Source organism: Oerskovia sp. 140933 (assembly GCF_059651515.1).
The window spans coordinates 1-24,596 of record NZ_JAMXIO010000001.1 but is presented as its reverse complement, the minus strand read 5'-3'; the positions used below and the strand labels follow the sequence as shown (position 1 = coordinate 24,596).

Here is a 24,596-nt window from a genome sequence, read left to right as displayed (position 1 = left end):
GCGAGCCCGGTCGGTCTGTCGCGTTTTACGGTACCAATTCCTCACCCGCCCGATGACCGGGGAACGAGGGGCTCAGAGCGCGACGTACACGGTCTCGAGGTACTCCTCGAGCCCGGCCTCGCCGCCCTCGCGGCCGAGTCCGGACTGCTTCATGCCGCCGAACGGTGCGCTCGCGTCGGACACGAGCCCCCGGTTGATGCCGATCATCCCGGCGTCGACCTCCTCCCCGACGCGCATCGCGCGCGCCAGGTCGCGCGTGTACGCGTAGGCCGCGAGGCCGTACTCGGTGTCGTTCGCGAGCGCGATGCCCTCGTCGTCGTCGGCGAACGCGACGATCGGTGCGACCGGGCCGAAGATCTCCTCGGTCACCGCACGCGAGCCGGCGTCGACCCCGGTCAGGACCGTGGGGGAGTAGAAGTACCCGGGTGAGCGGGGCCGGTCCCCGCCCGTGAGCACCTGTGCGCCCTCGTCGGACGCGACCGACACCAGCTCGTCGACCTTGTCGACCGCCTTGGCCTCGATGAGCGGGCCCACCTGCACGCCCTCCTCGCTGCCCGGCCCCACGCGCAGCTCCGCGAAGGCCCGGGCGAGGCGCTGACCGAAGTCGCGCGCGACGGCGTCGTGCACCAGGAAGCGGTTGGCCGCCACACAGCTCTGGCCCGTGTTGCGGAGCTTGGCGACCAGCGCGCCCTCGACCGCGGCGTCGAGGTCGGCGTCCGCGAAGACGAGGAACGGCGCGTTGCCGCCGAGCTCCATCGAGGTCCGCAGGACCTGGTCCGCCGCGCCCTTGAGGAGGGTGCGGCCCACGCCCGTGGACCCCGTGAAGGACAGCTTGCGCAGGCGGGGGTCCGCGAGCAGCGGAGTGGTCACCTCCGAGGCCGACGACGTCGGGACGACGTTGACCGCACCCGTCGGCAGGCCGCGGTCCTCGAGGTGCCCGCGGATGATCTCCGCGACCAGGGACGTCGTGAGCGGCGTCAGGTGCGCGGGCTTGATCACGACCGTGCAGCCCGCGGCGAGCGCCGGACCGATCTTGCGCGTCGCCATGGCGATGGGGAAGTTCCACGGCGTGATGAGCAGCGCCGGGCCCACCGGGCGACGTGAGACGAGCTGCCTGTTCGCCCCGCTCGGGGCGGTGCGGACCAGGCCGTCGGTGCGCACCGCCTGCTCGGCGTACCACCGCAGGAACTCGGCGCCGTAGACCACCTCTGCGCGGGCCTCGGCGAGGGGCTTGCCGCACTCGGCGGTGATGAGCGCCGCGATGTCGTCGGCGCGGGCCGTGAGCGTCGCGAAGACCGCGCGCAGCAGCTCGGAACGTTCGCGCGGCGGTGTCGCCCGCCAGGCCGGGGCCGCGGCGTGCGCGGCCTCGAGCGCGCGCAGACCGTCCGCGGGGCTCGCGTCCGAGACGTCGAACAGGACCTCCTCGGTCGCGGGGTCGGCGACCTCGAACGTGCGGCCGCCCTCGGCGGGACCCCAGTGGCCGCCGATCAGCAGCCCCGTCGGCAGGTGCGAGACCAGGGCGGGGGACAGGGCGTTGGTGGCAGGCGACATGCTTCGAGTATCACGCGAGCGGCCCGGGTTCGCATCGACGTCGGCCCGACCCGGGTCGCGCGGGCGGCTGACAGCGCTGGCTCGCCGGAGCAGCTCCCGGTGTGACCTCGGCCTCCAACCACCCCGGACGCGGCACCGGGGCTCGCGGACGCGTGGACCGACACGCCGGATCCACCGCGCGCGCGGTAGTTTGTGCACATGGCACTTCCCCCCACGCAGACCCGACCGTTCGGCGCCGTCCTGACCGCGATGGTCACGCCGATGACCCCCGCCGGAGAGATCGACTTCGACGCTGCGGTCAAGGTCGCGAAGCACCTCGTGGACAACGGGAACGACGGGATCGTCCTCAACGGGACCACGGGGGAGTCGCCCACGACGCACGCGCCGGAGAAGGCGGAGCTGGTCCGCGCGGTGGTCGACGCCGTCGGGGACCGCGCGCACGTGATCGCCGGCGCCGGGTCGAACGACACGCAGCACGCCGTCCGCATGGCCGAGCAGGCCGCGGAGGCGGGCGCCCACGGGCTCCTCGTCGTGAGCCCCTACTACTCGCGCCCCTCCCAGGAGGGGCTGTACCGGCACATCGTGGCCGTCACCGACGCCACGCCGCTGCCCGTCATGATCTACGACGTGCCGGGCCGCACCGGTGTCCGCATCGCCCCCGCGACCATCGAGCGCCTCGCCGCGCACGAGCAGATCGTCGCGAACAAGGACGCGTCGGGCGACGTGTACACCGCGGCCAAGCTCATCGAGTCGACCGGGCTCGCCTGGTACAGCGGGGACGACGCCCTGCTGCTGCCGCTCCTCGCGCACGGCGGGGCCGGCATCGTCTCCGTCGCCGCGCACGTCGTCGGACCGCGCTTCGCGCAGGTCGTCGCGGCGTTCGACGCCGGTGACAACGCGGCCGCCCTCGCGGCGTTCCGCTCCGTCACCCCGACGATCGACGCCATCAACGGAGCGGGCTTCCAGGCCGTCATGGCCAAGGCCGCGCTCCAGATCCTCGGAGTCACCGAGAACCGATACCTCAGGCTGCCGTACGTCGCAGCCACGGACGACGAGGTCGCCGTCGTCCGCGCCGGTCTGGAGGCCTCCGGCCTGCTGGACCCGGCGACCCCGCGCCCACGCTGAACATGCAGAACAGCTGAACTACAGGCCAGGAGGCCCCGTGAGCCACCCTCACCCCGAACTGTCCCTTCCCCCCGCGCTGCCGGCCGGTGCCCTGCGCATCGTCGCCCTCGGCGGCCTGGGCGAGGTCGGACGCAACATGGCCGTCCTCGAGTACGACGGACGCCTGCTCGTCATCGACTGCGGCGTCCTCTTCCCCGAGGACAACCAGCCCGGCGTGGACCTGATCCTGCCGGACTTCGACTACATCAAGGACCGTCTCGACGACATCGAGGCGATCATCCTGACGCACGGCCACGAGGACCACATCGGTGCCGTGCCGTACCTGCTGCGCCTGCGCCGCGACATCCCCCTGGTGGGCTCGCAGCTCACGCTCGCGTTCATCTCGGCCAAGCTCAAGGAGCACCGCATCGCCCCCGTGACCCGCGTGGTCAAGGAGGACGAGACGGTCGCCTTCGGTCCGTTCAGCTGCGAGTTCGTCGCGGTCAACCACTCCATCCCCGACGCGCTCGCGGTCGCGGTCACCACGGGGGCCGGCACGGTCCTGCACACGGGTGACTTCAAGATGGACCAGCTGCCGCTCGACGGCCGCGTCACGGACCTGCGCGCGTTCGCACGCCTGGGCGAGAAGGGCGTCGACCTGTTCATGGTCGACTCGACCAACGCCGAGGTCCCGGGCTTCGTGACCCCGGAGGTCGAGATCGGCCCCGTCCTGGACTCGGTCTTCGCCGCGTCGGACAAGCGGATCATCGTCGCGTCGTTCTCCTCGCACGTGCACCGCGTCCAGCAGGTCCTCAACGCCGCGCACAACCACGGGCGCCGCGTCGCGCTCGTCGGGCGCTCGATGGTCCGCAACATGGGCATCGCCGCCGAGCTCGGCTACCTCAAGGTGCCGGACGGCGTCCTGATCGACCTCAAGAAGGTCGACTCGCTGCGCGACGACGAGATCGTGCTCATGTGCACGGGCTCGCAGGGCGAGCCCATGGCCGCGCTGTCGCGCATGGCCAACGGTGACCACAAGGTCTCGGTCAGCCACGGCGACACCGTGATCCTCGCCTCCTCGCTCATCCCGGGCAACGAGAACGCCGTCTTCCGCATCATCAACGGCCTCACGCGCCTCGGCGCGCGCGTCGTGCACGGCGGCAACGCCAAGGTGCACGTCTCGGGTCACGCGAGCGCGGGCGAGCTCATCTACTGCTACAACATCCTGCGGCCCAAGAACGTCATGCCGGTGCACGGCGAGGTCCGTCACCTCGTGGCCAACGGTGCGCTCGCGGTCAAGACCGGTGTGCCCGCGGACCGCGTGATCCTCGCCGAGGACGGCGTGGTCGTGGACCTCGTCGACGGCAAGGCCTCGGTCGTGGGCGCCGTCCCGTGCGGCTACGTCTACGTCGACGGGTCGAGCGTCGGCGAGCTCACGGACGCCGAGCTCAAGGACCGTCAGATCCTCGGCGAGGAGGGCTTCATCTCCCTGTTCGCCGTGGTCGACTCCGCGACGGGCAAGGTCATCGCGGGCCCGCACATCCTGGCGCGCGGCTTCGCCGAGGACGACGCGGTGTTCGAGGACGTCCGTCCCCAGGTCGTCCAGGCCCTCGAGGACTCGATCGCGGGAGGTGCCACGGACGTGCACCAGCTCCAGCAGGTCATGCGTCGCGTGGTCGGGCGCTGGGTCTCCAACCGCCTGCGTCGCCGCCCGATGATCGTCCCGGTCGTCGTCGAGGCGTAACGAGGTCGTCGAGGCACGAACCGTCGGGCGCACCGTCCTCCTGGACCGTGCGCCCGACGGGCGTCCGGGGCCGCTATCCTGGCGCCCCGCTCGCGCCCAGGAGGCCGCCTTGTCCGACCAGTCACCCGTCGACGTCCCGTCCTCGCAGCCCGTCCCGGCAGCCCTGCCGGCGATGCGCCCCTACGGTGGCCACCTGCCGCCTCCCGCGTACTGGGGCCCGCCGCCCCGGCCCGTGGCCCCCGGTCTGGGGACGGCGTCCGTCGTGCTCGCCGCGACCGTCGCGCTGGTCGTCGTGGTGCAGTTCCTGGTGTCGTTCCCGGCCGTCGCGACGCTCGATGCGATCGTCGCAGGGGAGCAGGTGCCGACCGGCGTCCTCGACGCCTACGACGCACTGTCCTCCGTCGCGCTCCTCGTCGAGCTCGCCGCGGGGGTCGTGACGATCGTCTGGCTCTGGAAGAGCCGGACGTTCGCCGAGGCCGCCTCGCCCGGCTGGCCGCACACGCGCTCGCGCGTGTGGGTGTGGCTCGGCTGGTTCGTGCCCGTCGTCGCCCTCTGGTTCCCCTACCAGGTGGTGCGCGACGTCCGAGCGGCGACGCTGCGCGAGAAGCGCCCCGGCCTGGGAGGCTGGTGGGCGGCGTGGCTCGTCCTCGGGTTCGCGACCAACGCCAGTGCCCGGCTCCTGGGGTCGGACGACCCGGACGTCTGGCGCGCCCTGTCGGTCTTCGACGGTCTCGCCGCGCTCGCGGTCGTCGTGGCGGCGGCGCTGTGGGCCAGGGTCGTCCGCGAGGTGTCGGCCGGGCAGCGCGCCGCGGACGCCCCGGCGCAGGGCCAGGCGCAGGCCGAACGGTTCTGAGCCGACACGTCGCCGCCCGGGCCAGGGCGGCGACGTGTCGGTGTGCCTCGCTAGTCTCGCGGCCATGGCAACCTCGGCAGACTTCGCAGACCTCGCTCCCGTCCTTCTCGTGACCCACGACGCGAGCTCGAGCATCATCTACTCGCCCGGTGGTCCCGAGTACCTCCAGCACAAGGACGCGCTCGAGCGTCACGGGGTCGAGGGGTCGGGGTACGACTTCGCGGGTGCTCTCCAGGCCGTGCTCACCGACGAGTCGCCCGCGACGCTCGACGCGGTCGGGTTCGACCCCGAGGGCGGCATGTTGAGCGTCTACGGCACGGACCTCGACGCCCTCCTGGCCGCAGCCCGGCACCTGTCGCGGATCATCGCCGACGACACGGCCCTGGACGCGGCCCTCGCCCGGTCGGTCGAGCTCGGCCTCGACGACTAGGAGCGGGTGCGCCGCAGGTGGCCGAGCTGCGTGCGGTGCTCGCCCAGGACCCACTCACCGACGAGCCGGGGGTCCAGGGCGTCGCCGCCCGCACTCGCGTCCGTGCCGTCGCGCGCCGCCGCCTCGAGGGCGTCCAGGTAGGCCCTGTCGGCCCCGAACCGCTCCCAGACCGCGTCGCTGCCCGTGCAGACGTGCCCGTGCCCGGGGACCAGGGTGTGGACGCCGTGCTCCGACACCGCGTCCTCGAGGGCGTCGAGCCCCGCACGGTAGTCGCCCAGGGGGTCGGTCGAGCCCAGGTCCAGGAGAGGCACCTCGACGTCCGAGAGCATGTCGCCCACCACGATCACGCCCGCCTCCGGCAGGACGAGCGCGCCGTGCCCCGGGGCGTGCGCCCGGTGCTCGACCACGAGCACGAGCGGGTCTCCCGCTCCCGTGAGCTCACCGCCGGCGACCCGCCCCCGGCCCGACGGCGTCGCTCGCCCGGGCCCGTCGGGCCACGGCAGGTGCACCGCGCCCGTCCGCGAACCGGTCGCCGCGGTCGGGGGGATCGGCGTGAGCCGGCCGACCAGCGACAGGTCGTGGCCAGGCGCCGCGCGCTCGACCTTCGCGAGGTCCTCGGCGAGGCTCCGCTCCTGGGCGAGCACCGCCGTCGGGCAGGCCCAGCGCGGGACGTCCCCGAGCGAGGACGACCACAGGACGTGGTCCCAGTGCGGGTGCGTCGAGAAGCCGGCGGTGACCCGCCAGCCGCGCCGGGACAGGGTCGCCGCGAGCGACTCGACCTCGTCGACCGTGATGCCCGGGTCCACGACCAGCGCCCGGCCGTCGGGAGCGACGACGACCGTCGTGACGCTCGTCCAGATCTCGGCCGTCGCGACATGGACGCCGTCGGCGACCTCGTGCAGCTCGCGCGGGGGCGGGGGAGTGGTCCTCATGCCCCGATCCTGCCCCTCGCCAGGTCCGCGACGCGACCGCGAGGGGCGCGTCGGCGGTGACCCGTGCCGGATTCGTCACAGGACACGCGCCCTCCGGGTGCGGGGACGGCCTGGCGTGCACCGGTACCGTGGTGCGTACTATGGCGACCCGGACGTCTTCGACGAAACGGCCCGCGACCACCCGCAAAGCCACCCCGCGTGGCACGACGGGCGGCTCGCGGGGATCATCGAGCGCGTCCCGCGCCCCGCGGAGCTCGTCGGCACGCAGACCGGCAGCCCGGCCCGCGCCCTGGCCCGTCCGCGCTGTGCGTGGCCTCTGGCTGGGGTGCGCGCACGCGATCGGCGCGGTCACCCGCAGTATCGGCAAGGGAGCAAGAGAGCTGGACCCCTCACATCGGCGCGACGGCGTCGCGTTCCTCCTCCTCGCGCTCGCCGTGATCGTCGCGGCCCGCGAGTGGTGGGGGATCGCGGGCGCCTTCGGCACGGCCGTGCACGCCGTCGCGGCGGGCGTCTTCGGCGTCGCCGCGGTCGCCCTGCCCGTCCTGCTCGTCTGGCTCGCCGTCCGGATCATGCGGCACCCGGAACGCACGCAGGCGAACTCGCGCGTCACGATCGGGCTCTCGTTCATCGTGGTGTCCGTCTGCTCGCTCGTGCACGTCGCGGAGGACCTGCCCGCGCCGCGCAACGGTTTCGAGGCCGTCCAGGACGCGGGCGGGATCATCGGCTACCTGTTCGCGACCCCGGTCCACACCGGGCTCACCGAGTGGTTCGCCGTCCCCCTGTTCCTGCTGCTGGGATTCTTCGGGATCCTCGTCGTCACGGCCACGCCGGTGCACGCCATCCCGAGCCGCCTGCAGGGCATCTACGACCGGCTCACGGGCAACCACCGCGACGGCGAGGACGGCCGCGCGCCGCGCGACGACGACGGGCTCCAGCTCGCCGACGGCGTCTCGCGCCACGACGGCACCGACGAGGCGCCGCGCAAGCGCCGCGTGGGTCGCGGCCGCAAGTCCAAGGCCGACCGCGAGGCCGAGGCCGCAGAGCGCGAGCGGCTCGAGGGCGGCTACGTCGGCGACGAGGCGTTCGAGCGCGCCGCGATGCTCGAGGCCGAGGAGGAGGCGGCACGCAAGAGCGCCCGTGGTCGCCGGGGCGCGGCCGCCGGACCGCCGCCCCCGCCGCCCGAGGCGCACGAGGACGCCGCCGACCTGGCCACCCAGGTCATCCCGTCCGTCGGGCGCACCACGCCCTCGCCGAGCGCGCCCCCGCCGCCGCCCAACAACCCCGTGCCCCGCGGCGTCCAGCCCATGCTCGAAGGGGACACGGTCTACGTGCTGCCTTCCGAGGACGACCTGGTGAAGGGGGCCCCCCACAAGGTGCGCTCCGCGGCGAACGACCGCGTCGTCGAGTCGCTCACCCGGGTGTTCGAGCAGTTCGAGATCGACGCCAAGGTCACGGGCTTCACGCGCGGCCCGACCGTGACCCGCTACGAGGTCGAGGTCGGCCCCGCCGTCAAGGTCGAGCGCATCACGAACCTCTCCAAGAACATCGCCTACGCCGTGGCCTCGGCCGACGTGCGCATCCTCTCGCCCATCCCCGGCAAGTCCGCGATCGGCATCGAGATCCCCAACACCGACCGCGAGACCGTGGTCCTGGGCGACGTCCTGCGGTCCTCCGTCGCGCGGCGCACCGAGCACCCCATGGTCATGGGCGTCGGCAAGGACGTCGAGGGCGGCTACGTCGTCGCGAACCTCGCGAAGATGCCGCACATCCTCGTCGCGGGAGCGACGGGCGCGGGCAAGTCGAGCTTCATCAACTCCATGATCGTCTCGATCCTCATGCGGGCGACGCCCGAGGAGGTGCGCATGGTCCTCGTGGACCCCAAGCGCGTCGAGCTCACGATCTACGAGGGCATCCCGCACCTCATCACGCCCATCATCACGAGCCCCAAGAAGGCCGCCGAGGCCCTCGAGTGGGTCGTGCGGGAGATGGACGCGCGCTACGACGACCTCGCGATGTTCGGGTACAAGCACATCGACGACTTCAACACCGCGGTCCGGGCCGGCAAGGTCAAGCCCCTGCCCGGCTCCGAGCGCAAGATCGCGACGTACCCCTACCTGCTCGTGGTCGTGGACGAGCTCGCCGACCTCATGATGGTCGCCCCGCGCGACGTCGAGGCCTCGATCCAGCGCATCACGCAGCTCGCCCGCGCCGCGGGCATCCACCTGGTGCTCGCGACCCAGCGGCCCTCGGTCGACGTCGTCACCGGACTCATCAAGGCCAACGTGCCCTCACGCCTCGCGTTCGCGACGTCGTCGCTCGCGGACTCGCGCGTCGTGCTCGACCAGCCCGGCGCCGAGAAGCTCATCGGCCAGGGTGACGCGCTCTTCCTGCCCATGGGGGCGGCCAAGCCCATGCGCGTCCAGGGGGCCTGGGTCGCCGAGAGCGAGGTCCACGCGGTCGTCGAGCACGTCAAGGCACAGCTCAAGCCGTCCTACCGGACCGACGTCGCGGCCTCGGCAGCGACCAAGAAGCAGGTCGACGAGGACATCGGCGACGACCTCGACCTGCTCCTGCAGGCCGCCGAGCTCGTCATCACGACGCAGTTCGGGTCGACCTCGATGCTCCAGCGCAAGCTGCGCGTCGGGTTCGCCAAGGCCGGCCGGCTCATGGACCTGCTCGAGTCGCGGGAGATCGTCGGCCCCTCCGAGGGGTCCAAGGCGCGCGAGGTCATGCTCACGGCAGAGGACCTGCCCGCGACGCTCGCCATGCTGCGCGGCGAGCCGGGGGAGCAGGCGTACGACGGCGAGGCCGACGCCGGTGCGCCCCCCGCGGGCAACGGTCGCGACTACTCCGACGGCGCGGACGGGCACATGCCTCCTGTGGCCCAGGAGTACCACGACGACGCCGACGACGAGGCGGACTGGCGCGAGCGCTGAGCTGCCGCCCCTGACCGGTCTCCTGGCCCGTCAGGGCCGGGGACGGGGTTCCACGGTGGGTGGACCTCCGGTCGCGACCGGAGGGGTCAGCCGTTCGGGAGCCGCACCACCCACCGCGGACCTGACCCGGTCGTAGCGGGCAGCGAGGTCGGCCGGCGTCAGGCTCGGGGTGCCCGTCGCGGTCACGTCCGGGAGCACCTCGACGGCGTGCCCGCTCAGGCGGTCGACGGTGATCGCCGTCCACTCGAACCGTGTCACGCGGGCCGGCCCGCCCGCGGGCTGGGTCACGGTCGCCGTGACGAGCAGTCCCGAGTCGGTCCGCGCGTCGCAGCAGTGGTCGCTCTGGTTCGACACGTAGTTCCCGAGCCCGTAGGCCACCCACATGCCCATGCCTCCCGGCCCGCCGGGCAGGAGCGCGGTCGGCTGCGGGACGTGGGCATGGTGCCCGAGCAGGAGGTCGACCTGGCCAGAGGCGGCGAGCAGTGCCGCCGTCCCGACCTGCTGGTCGGTCGGAGGCGTCGAGTACTCGTCGCCTGCGTGCATGCTCACGACCACGACGTCTGCTCCTGCGCTGCGGGCCGATCGCGCGCGCTCGACGAGGTCGGCGCCGTCGAGCAGGGAGACCGACCACGGGGCCGACGCGGGAACCCGGGCCCCGTTGGTGCCGTACGTGCCGGCGAGGTGGGCCACGCGGATCGTCCGCCCGCCCCGTTCGAGGGAGTACACCGCGGGGGTCGCGGCCTCGGCGGCGCTGCGGGCTGTGCCGACGTGCCCCAGGCCCGCGGAGTCGAGGACGTCGAGGGTCGTGGCGACACCCTGCGACCCCTGGTCCAGGGAGTGGTTCGAGGCGGTCGAGCAGCCGTCCCATCCCTGCTCGCGCAGGTCGGTCGCGAGGTGGGCGTCTGCCGCGAACACGGGGTACCCGGCCGGGCGTCCGCCGGGGGAGGCAAAGGGGACCTCGAGGTGGCACAGCGCGAGGTCGGCCCCGCCGACCCAGGCGTCGGTGCCCGCCAGCAGCTCGCTGAAGTCGTAGCCCGCGTCCGTGCGGGCGGACGCGTGGACCTGGAGGTGGGGCAGGACGTCGCCCGCGGCGACGACGGTGAAGACGACGTCGGGTTCCGGCGCCGGTTCCGGCGCGGGCACGGGCGGCTCGGGTGCCGGGGGTGCCGGTGCGTCGGACGCGGGTGGCGACCCGCTCTGCGGGGCTCCGTCGTGCCCCAGCGTCCCGGCGAGGACCAGGACGGACACGGTGAGCACCACGGCGAGCAGCGCCGCGACGACGCGGCGCGTGCGGTGGGCGCGCACAGGACGCTTCACGCCGCGAGACTAGCGCGCGAGCCGTGCGTCCGGCACGCGGACGGTCGGCGGAGCCGGGCACGCGGGAGGGATCTTCCCGGCAGGTCCGACGAGTCCGGATCTGGACGTGTCGGTCGAGGGGCCGAGCACCGCCTACGCTTGTGGTGTGGTCACAGCCGTCCCGTCCCCCTGGAACTCCGCGAACGCGGTCACTCTCGCCCGGATCGCCGTGGTCCCCTTCTTCGCGTGGGCCCTGCTCGCGGACGGCGGGCACACGGTCACCTGGCGCCTCGTCGCGACGGCGTTGTTCGTCCTCGCGGCCGCGACAGACCGGGTCGACGGGTACCTCGCCCGCAAGTACGACCTCGTCACGGACCTCGGCAAGCTCCTCGACCCGATCGCGGACAAGCTCCTCATCGGTGCTGCGCTCGTGCTGCTCTCGGCCCTCGGTGACCTGCCGTGGTGGGTCACGATCGTCATCCTCGCGCGCGAGCTGGGCATCACGCTCATGCGGTTCGCGGTCCTCAAGTACACCGTCATGCCGGCCTCGCGCGGCGGCAAGCTCAAGACCGTCCTGCAGTCCGTCGCCATCTCGATCTTCCTGCTCCCGCTCGACCAGATGCCCGGGTGGATCACGGTGCTCGGCTGGGTCGTGCTCGTGGTCGCGCTCCTCGTGACCGTGGTCACGGGCGTCGAGTACGCCTACCAGGGCTGGCGCCTGCGCCGCGACGCGTTGCGTGCGGCCAGGACGGCCGACCAGGGCTGAGGGCCCCGTGGCGGACGCGGACCCGGGCGATGCGGCCGACCTCCTGGCCGCGACGGCGTCGCACGGCTGGACGCTCGCCGTCGCCGAGTCGCTGACCGGAGGGCTCGTCGCAGCCCGCCTGGTCGCGGTCCCCGGTGCGTCGACCGTGCTGCGCGGTGGTGTCACGGCGTACGCGACGGACCTCAAGGCGACCCTGCTGGGGGTCGACGCCGCACTGCTCGACGCACGCGGCGCCGTCGACCCGGAGGTCGCCCGGCAGATGGCGCAGGGGGCCCGCCAGGCCATGGGGGCCGACGTCGGTCTCGCGACGACCGGCGTGGCCGGACCGGACCCCCAGGACGGCAAGGCGCCCGGCCTCGTCTTCGTGGCCGTCGCGACGCCCGAGCACGTCGAGGTCCGCGAGCTGCACCTCGCCGGTGACCGGACGGCGGTCCGCGAGGCCGCGGTCGCGCACGTCCTCCGACTCGCGTCGAGTGTCGTCGCCGGGTGATCTCCGCCGGGACGGCCGACCCACCCGCTTGCCGCATAGTGGTCCGGACGAGGGCGGACGCTGGGGAGTGCGTGGAGAGTTCGTGAACTCCCGGCAACGTCGTGGACGTCTCCCCGGTGCGGGAACAACCCTGGGAGGAAGCGCGTTGAACAGCACGTGATCGCCAACAGGCCATTCAACAGATCAGCGCATGAGACAACCCCGGGTGCGGGGTACGGTAGGACGATCCCCACGCGAGGGGCGCGGGGAACGACAGGTCAGCGAACCACCACCGGAGCCAGGCAGGCTCCGGTCGCACGGGACACGGAAGGGGGCCGCCAGATGATTGTTCTTCGACGAGAGATCGGGGACGTGCTGCGAGACGCTCGCCAGCGACAGGGCCGCACCCTGCGAGAGGTGTCCTCGGCTGCACGCGTCTCCCTGGGCTACCTCAGCGAGGTCGAGCGCGGCCAGAAGGAAGCGTCGTCCGAGCTGCTGGGCTCCATCTGCGAGGCGCTCGACATCCCCATGTCGGTCGTGCTGCGAGAGGTCAGCGACCGGGTCGCCGTGGCCGAGGGACTCATGATCCCCGACACGATCCCCGCCGACTTCGCGACGAGCCTCATGGGTCGCGGTGCCGCGGCCGAGAGCGCGCGACGCATGCGGGAGGACCTGCAGCCGGTCGGCTGACGGGGTCTTCGGCCTTCGCGGGCTCAGGGCTTCTGACAGCTCGGACAGTAGAAGATCGGTCGCTCGAACGGCGCCTCGTTCGCCCGGGCGACAGCGACGGGCGTGCCACACCGGTGGCACGCCCGTCGTGCTCTGCCGTGGACGTGACGGCGCACGGTGCCCACACCCTCCGCGACGGAGCGGAGCATCAGGCCCCGGGTCGTGCGCAGCAGCGCCTCGAGGTCGCGGTCGGGAACGTCGTCCACCGGGGTCCAGGGCCACAGCCCCTGGGCGAACAGGCCCTCGGCCACGTAGATCGTGCCCAGGCCGGAGACGCCGCGCTGGTCGAGCAGCGCGTCGGCGAGGGGGAGCGGCCCTGTCTCGACCCCACCCGCGGGGCGGCCGCCCACCGCGACCTGGGCAGGGAAACCGCCCTCCGCGGCAGCAGCACGCAGACGGGTCAGCGCGAGCCCGACGCCCGCCTCGGGGGCCGTGAGGAAGTCGTCGGCGAGGATGTCCGGGCCCAGGTGACCCAGCAGCTCGTGCTCGTCGCGCGTCCGGACGAGGTCGAGCATCCCGAGCCGATCCCCGACGCACGTCCAGAGCTCGTTCGCCAGGACGGCCCGTACCGTGCTTCCCCGCGCGGCGGCCGCGCTCGACCCCGTGCGGGCGACGCGCCAGCTGCCCTCCATCCGTAGGTGCGTGTGCAGGGTCGTGCCGTCGTCGAGCCGGGTCAGGAGGTGCTTCGCGTGGGCCCGGACCTCCGTCACGGCGCGACCGGTCAGGTCGACACCGCCCGCGTCGGCCCAGCGCAGCTCGGCGCGCTCCAGGACCCGCCCGCTCAGCGCGGCGTCGAGGCGTTGCGCGGTGACCCGGACGACGTCGCCCTCAGGCACGGCGGCCCCCTTCCTGGACGGCGGCTGCGGCTGCCGTGGCCCTCATGTGCGCAGCCCCCGCGGGGTCGGCCGGAACCCGGCCTCCAGGAGGGCGGCCGTGACCCCGAACGCCCGCGACGCGGTGCTGCCTGCGCCCGCGAGGGCGTCGATCCCGTCGATCCGACCGATGACCATCTTGCCGAGGAGGCCCGCGCGCGAGGCGCGGGCGAGCTCGGCGCTCGCCAGGGCGAGGCGCCGGGCGGAGGACTCGGAGTCGTCGCCGAACGAGATCAACGAGCGCCCGCCGCGCTCGACGTACAGCACCAGGTCCCCGCTCACGAGCACGACGACGGAGCCAACCTTGCGGCCCGGCCGGTGCGTCGCGCGAGGCGTGGGCCTGGAGACGTCGGCGGTCAGGACCGCGGCGGGGGCCGCGCCACCGCCGGCACCTGCCGCCTGAGCCGTGCCGGCACCACGTGCTCCGCCGGGCGGACCGAGCCCGAGCGGGGCCCCGCCGCCCGGTTCGTGCGGCACCCGGGGCTCGGGCCACGGCAGCGCCGCGCCGTACGGGTTCGCGGGGTCGGTCGCCGCGAGGAGCAGGGCCGAGAGCTCGCGTCGCCCCGGCGACTCCTCGGCGTGCTCGCGGTCCTGGGCGTCGGTGCGGAGCTGGTCGACCGCACCGGGCAGCGCGAACTGCGAGCCGCCGAGGTGCTCGACGAAGTACCCGCGCCGGACCGTGCCCGTGGCCTCGAGCTCGGACAGCACGCGGTAGACGCCCCGGAAGTAGTTGGTGACGCCCTCCGAGGGTGCTGCGCCGCGCGTCAGGACGCCGTGGCGGTCGAGCAGGACCCGCGTCAGGGCGTGCGTTCGCCGGGTGGGGTCGAGCTCGCGCGCGGGCAGCGCGGACCAGCGGCCCGACCCGCCGCGCAGGTCGGACTCGCCGCGGGCCGCGCCGAGCGACCCCGTCGTCGAACCGGCCCCGAGCGAGGCGAACCTCCCCCGGGACATCGGGCGGGCGCGCACGGGGGCCCGCGGAGCGCGGTGCGCTCCGCCCCCCGGGCCGAGCCGGCTGCGGAGGGCGCCGAGCCCGTCGTTGGTGACCCAGCCCGCCCACACGAGGTCCCACAGGACCTCGAGGGTCGCGGACTGGGAGGCGCCCGCGAGCTCGGCGATGCGCGGCAGGAAGAAGCCGCCCGAGCCCGTGAGCAGGTCCACGACGGCCCGGTGCAGGTCGCTGTCGAGCGGCCCGTCCTCCTCGAGAGGGGTCGCGTCGGGGAGCGTGAGCGGCGCGGCGTCGGCGAGGTGCAGGCTCACGAGCCCGTCCTTGCCGCCCGGCAGCGACGAGTGCCCGCACCACAGGACCTCGCCCGTCGTGGTGAGCTCGTCGAGCAGCGCGGGCGAGTAGTCGGTGACCCGGGACGGCAGCACGAGCGTCTCGAGCGCCGAGGCGGGGACCGCGGCCCCCGAGAGCTGCTCGACGACGCGCAGCAGCCCGTCCACCCCGCGCAGCGTGCCGATCCCGTGCCAGCGCGGCAGGAACACGCCCAGCGCCTCGGGGGCCACGGGCTCGACCTCGGCCCGCAGCGCCGCGAGCGAGCGACGTCGCAGGGTCCGCAGCACCTCGGCGTCGCACCACTCCTCGCCCGTCCCGCCGAGGGACTCCGGCCGCAACCTGCCGCAGACCAGCACGCGCGCAGCCTCGAGCCGGCGCAGGACCCCGGTGGCCACGGCCACGCCGATCCCGAACCTGGCCGCGACCTCGTGCGCCCCGAACGGACCGTGCGTGCGGGCGTGGCGCCGCACGAGGTCGCCCAGCGGGTCGGGGACCGGCTCGGTGAACACCTCGGGGATGCCCGTGGGCAGGGCGACCCCCAGCGCGTCCCGCAGCCGCCCGGCGTCCTCGACCACGGCCCACTGCTGCGCGACGTCGTCGGGCACCCCGGCCAGGCGCACCTGGATGACCCGGCGCGCCCCCTCGAGATCCGTGAGCCACGCGGGCACCTCCTCGCGGACCTCCTCGCGCGTGCGCCGTGCGACCTCCGCCGCGGGGAGCGGGCCGAGCCGGCGCAGCAGGTCCCACACGTCCTCCGCGTGCCGGGCCTGGCGGCTCGGCAGCAGGGCGCCGAGCTCGGCCTCGGTCCGCTCGACCGACTCCGGGTCCAGCAGGTCCGCGAGCTGCGAGGCCCCGCCCTCGGTGCCCAGCAGCTCCGCCAGGAGCGTCGGGTCGAGGGACAGCGCGGCCGCGCGGCGCTCGGCGAGGGGGGCGTCGCCGTCGTACAGGAACTGGGCCGTGTACCCGAACAGGAGCGACTGGGCGAAGGGGGACGGGGTCGGGGTCGTGACGTCGACCAGCCGGACCCGGCCCGCGGCCAGGTCCCGCATGAGGTCGGTCAGCGCCGCGACGTCGAAGTCGTCCTGGAGGCACTCGCGCGCAGCCTCCAGCACGATCGGGAACTCGGGGTACTCGCTCGCGACCGACAGGAGCTGCGCCGAGCGTTGGCGCTGCTGCCACAAGGGCTGGCGCTTGTCGGGGCGTCGCCGGGGGAGCAGCAGGGCTCGCGCTGCGGCCTCGCGGAAGCGTGCGGCGAACATGATCGAGCCGCCGAGCTCCGCGCGGACCTCGTCCAGGACCTCCTCGGGGACGAGCAGCAGGTCCTCCGCGGTCACGACGGGCGACCCCGCGGCGCCCGGACCGGTCGGGTCGCCGGGAGCGTCCCCCCAGCCGTCGCCCACGTCCGGCAGCCGCAGCACGATCCCGTCGTCCGAGTGCATGGCCGCGGCGTCCAGCCCGTAGCGGTCGCGCAGCCGAGCGCCCAGGACCAGCGCCCACGGCGCGTGGACCTTGGCCCCGTACGGCGAGTGGATGACGACGCGCCAGTCGCCCAGCTCGTCGCGGAAGCGCTCCACGACGACCGTCCGGTCGTCCGGCACACGCCCCGTGGCCTCACGCTGGTCCGCGAGGTAGGCGACGAGGTTGTCGGTCGCCCAGGCGTCGAGACCCGCGTCCCGCAGGCGCTGCGGCAGCGCGCCGTCGGTCGCGGCCAGCGACTCGAGCTCACGTACCCAGGCGCCCACGGCCCGGCCGAGCTCGGCCGGGCGGCCGGGCGAGTCACCCTTCCAGAACGGGAGCCGGCCGGGTGCCCCCGGGGCGGGAGTCACGAGCACGCGGTCCGGGGTGATGTCCTCGATGCGCCAGGTGCTCGACCCGAGCGTGAACGTGTCGCCCACGCGCGACTCGTAGACCATCTCCTCGTCGAGCTCGCCGACCCGCCGCCCGCCCCGCGCCCGCGCACCCGTCGCCGCGCCCCCGGGCGCGTCGCCGAGCACGCCGGCGGTGTCCTCGGGACCCGCCGTGGCCGAGGAGTCCGTCGCGAGGAACACCCCGTACAGGCCGCGGTCCGGGATGGTCCCGCCGCTCGTGACCGCGAGCCGCAGCGCACCGGGCCGTCCGCTGAGGACCCCCGACGTGCGGTCCCACACGATCCGCGCCCGGAGCTCGCCGAAGTCCTCGCTGGGGTAGCGGCCCGCGAGCATGTCCAGCACGGCGTGCAGCGTCGCGTCGCCCAGGGCGCCGTACGGCGCGCTGCGGCGCATCAGCGCGGCGAGGTCGGCGACGGTCCAGTCGTCGAGCGCGACCATGGCCACGACCTGCTGCGCGAGGACGTCGAGCGGGTTGGACAGCACGTGCAGGTGCTCGATCTGTCCGGTGCGCATCCTGTCCGCGATCACCGCGGAGGGCACCAGGTCGCCCCGGAACGTCGGGAACACCACACCGTGGGACACCGCGCCCACCTGGTGCCCCGCGCGCCCGATGCGCTGGAGCCCGCTCGCGACCGACGGCGGCGCCCCGACCTGGACCACGAGGTCCACGGCGCCCATGTCGATGCCCAGCTCCAAGGACGACGTCGCGACGACCGCGGGCAGACGCCCGTCCTTGAGCTCGGTCTCGGTGCGGGTGCGCTCCGCCCGGCTCATGGAGCCGTGGTGGGCCCGGGCGATCACGGGCTCGGTGCCCGCGCTCGCACCGGACTGGGCCAGGACCTGCGCGGGCTGGAGCGTCCCGACGTCCGGCACGTCCTCGCCCTGCCGCTCGGCCCAGACCTCGTTCATGCGGGCCGTGAGCCGCTCGGCACCTCGCCGCGAGTTGGTGAAGACCAGCGTCGAGCGGTGCTCCGCCACGAGGTCCACGACGCGCTCCTCGACGTGCGGCCACACCGAGGGGCGCGGAGGTCGGCCGGTGGCCGGACCCGCGAGGTCGGGCTCGCCGTCGGGCAGGGGCGGCAGGCCGTCCGCGCCCGCGCCCGCGCCGGCGCCGGCGCCGGCGCCGCCCGGTGCGGTGCGCAGGTCGGACAGGTCCGGGACGGGGACGACGATGTCGACCTCGATCCTCTTCTCCGACGGCGGCTGCACGACGACGACCTCCCGCCCCTGGTCCTCCAGGCGGCGGTGCCCGGCGAGGAACGTCGCGACGGCCTCGACCGGGCGGACCGTCGCCGACAGGCCGACGCGCTGCGCGGGCACGGGAAGCAGGGCGTCGAGGCGCTCGAGCGAGACCGCGAGGTGCGCCCCGCGCTTGGTCCCGGCCACGGCATGGATCTCGTCGATGATGACGGTCTGCACACCGGCCAGCCCGGCGCGTGCCTGCGAGGTCAGGACGAGGAAGAGCGACTCGGGGGTCGTGATGAGGATGTCCGGGGGAGCGATCCCGAAGCGGCGGCGCTCGCTCGCGGGCGTGTCTCCCGTGCGGGTGCCGACCAGAACCTCCGGGACCGTGGTGCCGAGCCGCACGGCGGCCTGCCGGATGCCCGCGAGCGGCGAGCGGAGGTTGCGCTCGACGTCCGCGGCCAGCGCCTTGAGCGGGGAGACGTAGAGGATCTTGCAGCGGTGCACGGGGTCCGCAGGCGCCTCGCCCGCGGGTGGCGAGAGCAACCTGTCGAGCGACCACAGGAACGCCGCGAGCGTCTTGCCCGAGCCCGTGGGAGCCACGACCAGCGCGTGCCGGTCGCTGCTGATCGCCTCCCACGCGCCCGCCTGCGCGGCGGTCGGGCGCTCGAAGGCGCCCTCGAACCACGCGCGGGTCGGAGCGCTGAAACCGGCGAGCGGGGCGGGGGACGTCACCTCGCCATTGTGGGCTCTGCCACCCACAACCGCTCCCCACCGGAGGAGGCGCGCGTCGGGCGACGGCCCCGGGACGTGGCAGGCTGTCCCCGTGCGGTATCGAGAGTTCTGGCAGCTGGTGGACGAGGTCTTCGGATCGGCCTATGGTCGCGCCCTGACCAGGGACCAGGTGCTTAACGCCCTGGAGGACCGCACCGCGGTCCAGGCGCTCGAGGACGGCGTCGAGCCCCGGTACGTGTGGCACGCGCTGTGCGACGCGCTGGACGTGCCCGACTCGCAGCGGTGGGGCACCGACAAGCACCGGCAGGCTCCGCCCGCGCGGTAGGTGATCGCTGCTGGGGCCCGTCCACGCCCGGGCGGCCGGGTGGGCGCCCGCCCGGCGCACGCGGCATCATGGCCGCATGAGGCACCGTCTCCCGTTCTCCGTGCACGACCTGACGGGGGCGCTCTGGTCGCTCGTGTCGACGACCGCTGGCCTCGCCCTCGCGATCTGGTGCGTCCCCGGGGTGCGGATCACGTCGTGGTGGTCGGTCTTCCTCGCGGCCTTCGTGGTCGGGGTCGGCGACGCGGTCCTGCGTCCGCTGTGGCGCCTCGTCGCGGGGCGTGCAGGGGTCCTCGGGGCGCTGGTCTCGGGCTTGGTGGGTCAGGTGCTCGTGGCGTGGCTCGCGCTGACGTACCTGCCCGGCTTCGAGACCGACGACTGGGGCAGCGTCGTGGCCGTGCTGGTGCTCGCGGCGTTCTTCATGGCGATCGGGCGGTGGGCGGTCGGTGCGAGCGACAACGAGTACGTGATCGACCACCTGCTCCGGCGGGCGCGCCGGGCGCAGCGTGCCGCGGACCGCCGCGCGCAGGCCTCGACGGCCCCCGGGGACGGGGAGGACGGTGGTGCCGCCGCGGACCGGTCCCGTGCCGGCCTCCTGGTCGTGCAGCTCGACGGGGTCGCACGCGAGACGTTCGACCACGCGGTCCAGGCGGGCCTGGCCCCGAACCTCGCGCGCTGGCTGAGCTCGGGCACGCACGAGCTCGAGTCGTGGTGGGCCCGGGTGCCGTCGACCACGCCGGCCAGCCAGGCCGGTCTGCTGCACGGCACGAGCGAGCACGTGCCCGCGTTCCGGTGGTGGGACCGCGCGCAGGGCCGGCTGGTCGTGACCAACCGGCCGGCGGACGCGGCGCAGGTGGAGGCCGCCATGAGCGACGGTCGGGGGCTGCTCGCGGGCGGCGGCGTCGCGGTGTCCACCATGTTCTCGGGCGACGCCGCGACGAACCTGCTCGTCATGAGCCGGGCGCGCGCCGGCCTGGGACCCGGGCAGCTGTTCGTCCACTTCTTCTCGAGCCCGTTCGTCCTGGTCCGGGCCCTCGTGGCGACCGTGGGGGAGTTCTTCAAGGAGCTCTACCAGGGCTGGCAGCAGGCCGTGCGCGACGTCGTGCCGCGCGTCTCGCGGCTGGGGGCCTACCCGGTGCTGCGGGCCGTGTCGAACGTCGTCCTGCGCGACCTCAACACCTCTCTCGTCGCCGAGCAGCTCGTGCGCGGTGCCCCCGTGGTGTTCGTGGACCTCGTCGACTACGACGAGATCGCGCACCACGCGGGCCCCCTGCGCCCCGAGGCGATGCGAGCGCTCGAGGGCCTCGACCGGGTCGTGGGCCTGTGGGAGCAGGTCGCCGAGGCGGCGCCGCGCCGGTACGAGGTCGTCGTGCTGTCGGACCACGGCCAGGCGCTCGGCGCGACGTTCGAGCAGGTCGTGGGCCGCTCCTTCCTCGACGAGGTGCGCCGCCTCATGGCGGCCCGGCCCGCCCCGGTCGAGCGGCGCCGTCGGGCTGCGGGGGTGCGGTCGCCCGCGTCGGCGGACTCCGAGGCGTGGGGCGCGGTCAACACCGCGCTCAACGTGCTCGGGCGCGGCGGTGCCGAGGACGTGAGGGGCGGTCGCGTGCTCGTCGGACCCGACCGCGAGCCCGCGCCGGGAGACGCGGGCGACCTGCCCGAGGTCGCGGTCGTCGGCTCGGGCAACCTGGGCCTCGTGTGGTTCCCGCGCTCCCCGGTGCGGCTCGTGGGGGACGAGATCAGGGCGCGCTGGCCCGCGCTCGTGCCGGGCCTGGTCGCGAACCCGGCCGTGGGGGTCGTGGTCGTGCAGGAGAGCGGTCCCGTCCAGGGCGAGGTGCCCGACGTCGTCGCGTACGGCCCGGCGGGCAGCCGCCACCTGGTCACGGGCGAGGTCCACGGGCAGGACCCGCTCGCGCCGTTCGGCCCCCGGGCCGCGCCCGACCTGCTGCGGGCGGCCTCGCTCGAGCACGCGGGCGACCTGCTCCTGGTCTCGAGCGTCGACGACGCGGGGCTGGTCCACGCGTTCGAGGGCCTCGTGGGCTCGCACGGCGGCCTGGGCGGTGCGCAGAACGAGGCCGTGCTGCTCTACCCGGCGAGCCTGCGCGTGGCGGACGCCGCGCGCGAGGACGTGGGCGGGCGACGCATGCTCGTGGGGGCCGAGGCCGTGCACCGTGTGCTCGTCGGCTGGCTCGAGGAGCTGGGGGTGCGGACGTGACCGGGGTGGCCCCGGGCCTGCGCGTCACGTGGCTGGGGCACGCGAGCGTCGTGCTCGACGTCGCGACGCCGGACGGTGACGTGCGGATCGTGACCGACCCCCTGCTGCGCCGCCACGCGGGCCTGCTGCGCCGTCGCGGAGCCCGGCCCGCCGAGACCTGGCGCGGAGCGGACGCCGTCCTCCTCTCGCACCTGCACCACGACCACGCCGAGCTGGGCTCGCTGCGGCTCCTGGGCGACGCCCCGATCCTCACGGCTCCCGCGAACGCGCGCTGGCTGCGGTCCAAGGGGCTCGCCGGGGTGGGGCTCGGGACAGGAACCGAGCACGACGAGCGCCCGCTCGCCGGCCCCGTCCCGGGCCGCCCGCGCACCCCGGGGGGCCCGGGTGCGGAGCACGGCACCTGGCACGACGTCGGAGCGCACGTCCGCGTCCACCTCACGCCCGCGGTGCACGGGCACCGTCCCATGCCGCACCGGCCCAACGCGGCCGTGGGGCACCTGGTGCAGACCGACCGGTGGACGCTGTGGGCCGCGGGCGACACCGAGGCCTACCCGGGCATGGCTCACCTGCCGGCGCTCGCGGGCGGCGGCATCGACGTGGCGCTCGTGCCCGTCGCGGGCTGGGGGCCGCGGCTGTCGGGGGGCCATCTGGGGCCGGTCGAGGCGGCGCACGTGTGCGCGACGGTCGGGGTCCGGGTCGCGATCCCCGTGCACTGGGGGACCCTGCACGCGCCGGGCGGGCAGAACCTGCCGCGCGGGTGGATGGACCACGCCGGGGACGCGTTCGCCGCGGCCGTGCGCCGGTGGGCTCCCGGGACGCGGGCGGTCGTGCTGGCGCCGGGGGAGTCGTGGGAGGGGTGACGCGGGGCCGGGGCGGGTGGTCCGGGGCCCGGTCGCGCACGGGCCGCCGCTCGTGTTCCGGACGAGAGCGACACGCCGCGCACCGAAGGCTCTCTCGAACAGGTGTTCGGGTAGAGTTGTGCACAGCACGAGCTGACCGCGCCCCGTCCACAGGCAGGGTGCGGGTGGCGGCGAGTGTCAGTGGCGGCACGTACCGTCGGGACACGACACAGGCTTCCTGAACACTTCGGCCTCGAACACATCTCGGCACGGTTCCGTGCCCCGCACGCAAAGGTGACCGACATGCCCGCACCCGCAGACCGCGAGAAGGCGCTCGAAGCCGCTCTCGCCCAGATCGACCGCAACTTCGGCAAGGGCTCGGTGATGCGCCTGGGCGAGGAGGGGCGTGCACCCATCGAGGTCATCCCCACGGGGTCGATCGCCCTGGACATCGCGCTCGGCATCGGAGGCCTCCCGCGCGGCCGCGTCGTGGAGATCTACGGCCCCGAGTCCAGCGGTAAGACGACCGTCGCCCTGCACGCCGTCGCGAGCGCGCAGCGCGCAGGCGGTATCGCGGCGTTCATCGACGCCGAGCACGCGCTGGACCCCGAGTACGCGAAGAAGCTGGGCGTCGACACCGACGCGCTGCTCGTCTCGCAGCCGGACACGGGTGAGCAGGCCCTCGAGATCACGGACATGCTGATCCGTTCGGGCGCCATCGACATCATCGTCATCGACTCGGTCGCGGCCCTCGTGCCCAAGGCCGAGATCGAGGGCGAGATGGGCGACAGCCACGTCGGCCTCCAGGCCCGCCTCATGTCGCAGGCGCTGCGCAAGCTCACGGGTGCCCTGAGCCAGTCCGGCACCACCGCGATCTTCATCAACCAGCTCCGCGAGAAGATCGGCGTGTTCTTCGGTACGCCCGAGACCACGACCGGTGGCAAGGCCCTCAAGTTCTACGCGTCGGTCCGCCTGGACATCCGCCGCATCGAGACGCTCAAGGAAGGTACCGACGCGGTCGGCAACCGCACGCGCGTCAAGGTCGTCAAGAACAAGATGGCGCCGCCCTTCAAGCAGGCCGAGTTCGACATCCTGTACGGCGTCGGGATCTCCCGCGAAGGCGGGCTCATCGACATGGGCGTCGAGCACGGGTTCGTGCGCAAGTCCGGTTCGTGGTTCACGTACGGCGGTGACCAGCTCGGACAGGGCAAGGAGAACGCACGCTCGTTCCTGCGCGACAACCCGGACCTCGCGAACGAGCTCGAGAAGCGCATCAAGGAGAAGCTCGGCGTCGGCGCCAAGGTCGACGCACCGGCCGACCCGGCCGCCGTCGACGCACCGGCAGCGCCCGTCGCGGCGCCTGCGGGCAAGGGCAAGAAGGCCGCCCTCTGATCGTCGACGACCCGCTCGACCGCATGCCCGAATGGGCGCGTCCCCTCCCCGGTGAGGAGGGGGACGCGCCCGTCGGTGCTTCCGGGGCGTCAGGTGCTGCCGGCTCTGCAGGGGCCGGCGGTGCAGCGGGCACACGAGCGGCCGAGGACCGTGACAGCGGGCCCGCCGCGCCCGGGCCCAGGACCGCGTCCCGCCCGAGCAGGCTCGGCGCGGGCGGGTCGTCGCGGTCGCGAGACGGGAGCGGCACCTCGTCGGGTCGCGGCGGGTTCGGGCAGCGCAGCTCGTCCGGGTTCGGCAGCAGCGGGCTGAACGGTGGGTTCGGCTCGACGTCCTCCAAGCGTGGAGCCGGCGCGTCGCGCCGCAAGGAGTACTCGGGCGAACGCAAGGAACGCAAGCCCCGTCCCACGGTCGCCGACCGCATCGAGTCAGGGGCCCTGGCCGGTCCCGAGCTCACCGAGCACGCCCGCGAGGCGATCCTGCGCACCCTCACCGCCGCCCCCAAGAGCAGACGTCAGCTCATGGACGCCATGACCCGCAAGGGGTACCCGCCCGAGGTCCTCGAACCGATCCTCGAACGCTTCGAGGAGGTGGGGCTGATCGACGACGCCGAGTACGCCGGGATGATCGTCCGCACCCGCCACGGCGAACGCGGGCTCTCACGCCGCGCCATCGCCCAGGAGCTGCGGCGCAAGGGCATCGACGACGACACCGCGACCGACGCCCTCGACCAGGTCGACGAGGACGACGAGGCGGAGGCGGCCCGAGACCTCGTCCAGCGTCGCCTGGCCCGCACGACCGGCCTCGACCGCGAGGTCCGCACCCGCCGCATCGTCGGGATGCTCGCCCGCAAGGGATACAGCCCCGGCCTCGCGCTGTCCCTCGTCCGCGAGGAGCTCGCGCGCGAGGGCGAGACGCAGGACGACGACGAGCCGTACGGCGGGTACGAGGACCTCTGAGGCGAGCGGCGCCGTCGGGCAGGCAGTGACCTGACGACCCCCGCCTCGCCGCGGCGCGGCCCGTGGTCTCGTCGCCGCGGCGTGGCGAAGACGCAGCACAGGCGGCCCGGGTCGTGACGACCCGGGACGCGT

The 24,596-nt window shown here is 74.3% G+C and carries 18 protein-coding genes; 13 read left to right on the top strand and 5 right to left on the bottom strand.

Features of this window, described 5'->3' with window-relative positions; translation table 11 throughout:
- Positions 1-72: 72 nt before the first annotated feature.
- Positions 73-1,551 carry an NAD-dependent succinate-semialdehyde dehydrogenase gene (locus NHG27_RS00090; RefSeq protein ID WP_497014344.1) on the bottom strand — a complete coding sequence of 493 codons (1,479 nt, stop codon included), beginning with the start codon at positions 1,549-1,551 and terminating at the stop codon, positions 73-75.
- A gap of 198 nt (positions 1,552-1,749) precedes the next feature.
- On the opposite strand from NHG27_RS00090, the gene dapA reads away from it, so the two are divergent.
- The 4 genes from dapA to NHG27_RS00070 all read left to right on the top strand — a co-directional run bounded on the left by dapA (position 1,750) and on the right by NHG27_RS00070 (position 5,682).
- Positions 1,750-2,676, top strand: coding sequence for a 4-hydroxy-tetrahydrodipicolinate synthase (gene dapA, locus NHG27_RS00085; protein WP_193718223.1), 927 nt, complete (start codon positions 1,750-1,752; stop codon positions 2,674-2,676).
- Between the two features lie 37 nt (positions 2,677-2,713).
- On the top strand, positions 2,714-4,399 hold the full coding sequence (locus NHG27_RS00080; protein ID WP_193718224.1) for a ribonuclease J: 1,686 nt from the start codon (positions 2,714-2,716) through the stop codon (positions 4,397-4,399).
- Between the two features lie 109 nt (positions 4,400-4,508).
- Positions 4,509-5,252 carry a DUF4328 domain-containing protein gene (locus NHG27_RS00075; protein ID WP_497014343.1) on the top strand — a complete coding sequence of 248 codons (744 nt, stop codon included), beginning with the start codon at positions 4,509-4,511 and terminating at the stop codon, positions 5,250-5,252.
- Positions 5,253-5,316: 64 nt separating this feature from the next.
- Positions 5,317-5,682, top strand: a complete 366-nt coding sequence (locus NHG27_RS00070; RefSeq protein WP_497014342.1) for an Imm51 family immunity protein — start codon at positions 5,317-5,319, stop codon at positions 5,680-5,682.
- Here NHG27_RS00070 and NHG27_RS00065 read toward each other — a convergent pair.
- The gene (locus NHG27_RS00065; RefSeq protein WP_497014341.1) at positions 5,679-6,614 is read right to left on the bottom strand and encodes an MBL fold metallo-hydrolase; all 936 of its coding nucleotides are present in this window, start codon (positions 6,612-6,614) and stop codon (positions 5,679-5,681) included. The two genes, NHG27_RS00070 and NHG27_RS00065, sit on opposite strands and share 4 nt — an antisense overlap.
- 140 nt (positions 6,615-6,754) lie before the next feature.
- Between NHG27_RS00065 and NHG27_RS00060 the strand changes: the two genes are divergently transcribed.
- Positions 6,755-9,550, top strand: coding sequence for an FtsK/SpoIIIE family DNA translocase (locus tag NHG27_RS00060; RefSeq protein WP_497014340.1), 2,796 nt, complete (start codon positions 6,755-6,757; stop codon positions 9,548-9,550).
- A 30-nt stretch (positions 9,551-9,580) separates the two neighbouring features.
- Here the strand turns inward: NHG27_RS00060 and NHG27_RS00055 are convergent, their stop codons facing one another.
- The gene (locus NHG27_RS00055; RefSeq protein ID WP_497014339.1) at positions 9,581-10,867 is read right to left on the bottom strand and encodes a CapA family protein; all 1,287 of its coding nucleotides are present in this window, start codon (positions 10,865-10,867) and stop codon (positions 9,581-9,583) included.
- 145 nt (positions 10,868-11,012) lie between these two features.
- Here NHG27_RS00055 and pgsA point away from each other — a divergent pair, with 145 nt between their 5' ends.
- From pgsA to NHG27_RS00040, 3 genes are all read left to right on the top strand, one after another.
- Positions 11,013-11,612, top strand: a complete 600-nt coding sequence (gene pgsA / locus NHG27_RS00050; protein ID WP_193718229.1) for a CDP-diacylglycerol--glycerol-3-phosphate 3-phosphatidyltransferase — start codon at positions 11,013-11,015, stop codon at positions 11,610-11,612.
- Positions 11,613-11,619: 7 nt separating this feature from the next.
- Positions 11,620-12,102, top strand: a complete 483-nt coding sequence (locus NHG27_RS00045; RefSeq protein ID WP_497014338.1) for a CinA family protein — start codon at positions 11,620-11,622, stop codon at positions 12,100-12,102.
- Positions 12,103-12,423: 321 nt separating this feature from the next.
- Entirely contained in the window at positions 12,424-12,771 is a 348-nt protein-coding gene (locus NHG27_RS00040) for a helix-turn-helix domain-containing protein (protein WP_030150559.1), read from the top strand.
- A gap of 23 nt (positions 12,772-12,794) precedes the next feature.
- Here NHG27_RS00040 and NHG27_RS00035 read toward each other — a convergent pair whose 3' ends face one another.
- The gene (locus tag NHG27_RS00035) at positions 12,795-13,646 is read right to left on the bottom strand and encodes a DNA-formamidopyrimidine glycosylase family protein (protein WP_193718231.1); all 852 of its coding nucleotides are present in this window, start codon (positions 13,644-13,646) and stop codon (positions 12,795-12,797) included.
- A 42-nt stretch (positions 13,647-13,688) separates the two neighbouring features.
- Positions 13,689-18,743, bottom strand: a complete 5,055-nt coding sequence (locus NHG27_RS00030; RefSeq protein ID WP_497014337.1) for an Lhr family helicase — start codon at positions 18,741-18,743, stop codon at positions 13,689-13,691.
- Between the two features lie 91 nt (positions 18,744-18,834).
- Between NHG27_RS00030 and NHG27_RS00025 the strand changes: the two genes are divergently transcribed.
- The 5 genes from NHG27_RS00025 to NHG27_RS00005 all read left to right on the top strand — a co-directional run bounded on the left by NHG27_RS00025 (position 18,835) and on the right by NHG27_RS00005 (position 24,464).
- Positions 18,835-19,068, top strand: coding sequence for a DUF3046 domain-containing protein (locus NHG27_RS00025; protein WP_193718233.1), 234 nt, complete (start codon positions 18,835-18,837; stop codon positions 19,066-19,068).
- Positions 19,069-19,144: 76 nt separating this feature from the next.
- Positions 19,145-21,277, top strand: coding sequence for a phage holin family protein (locus tag NHG27_RS00020; protein WP_497014336.1), 2,133 nt, complete (start codon positions 19,145-19,147; stop codon positions 21,275-21,277).
- Complete coding sequence (locus NHG27_RS00015) at positions 21,274-22,137, top strand: MBL fold metallo-hydrolase (RefSeq protein WP_497014335.1); 864 nt, start codon at positions 21,274-21,276, stop codon at positions 22,135-22,137. Before NHG27_RS00020 ends, NHG27_RS00015 begins: the two co-directional genes overlap by 4 nt.
- 282 nt (positions 22,138-22,419) lie before the next feature.
- Entirely contained in the window at positions 22,420-23,508 is a 1,089-nt protein-coding gene (gene recA, locus NHG27_RS00010; protein WP_193718235.1) for a recombinase RecA, read from the top strand.
- 23 nt (positions 23,509-23,531) lie between these two features.
- Entirely contained in the window at positions 23,532-24,464 is a 933-nt protein-coding gene (locus tag NHG27_RS00005; protein ID WP_497014334.1) for a regulatory protein RecX, read from the top strand.
- Positions 24,465-24,596: the final 132 nt, after the last annotated feature.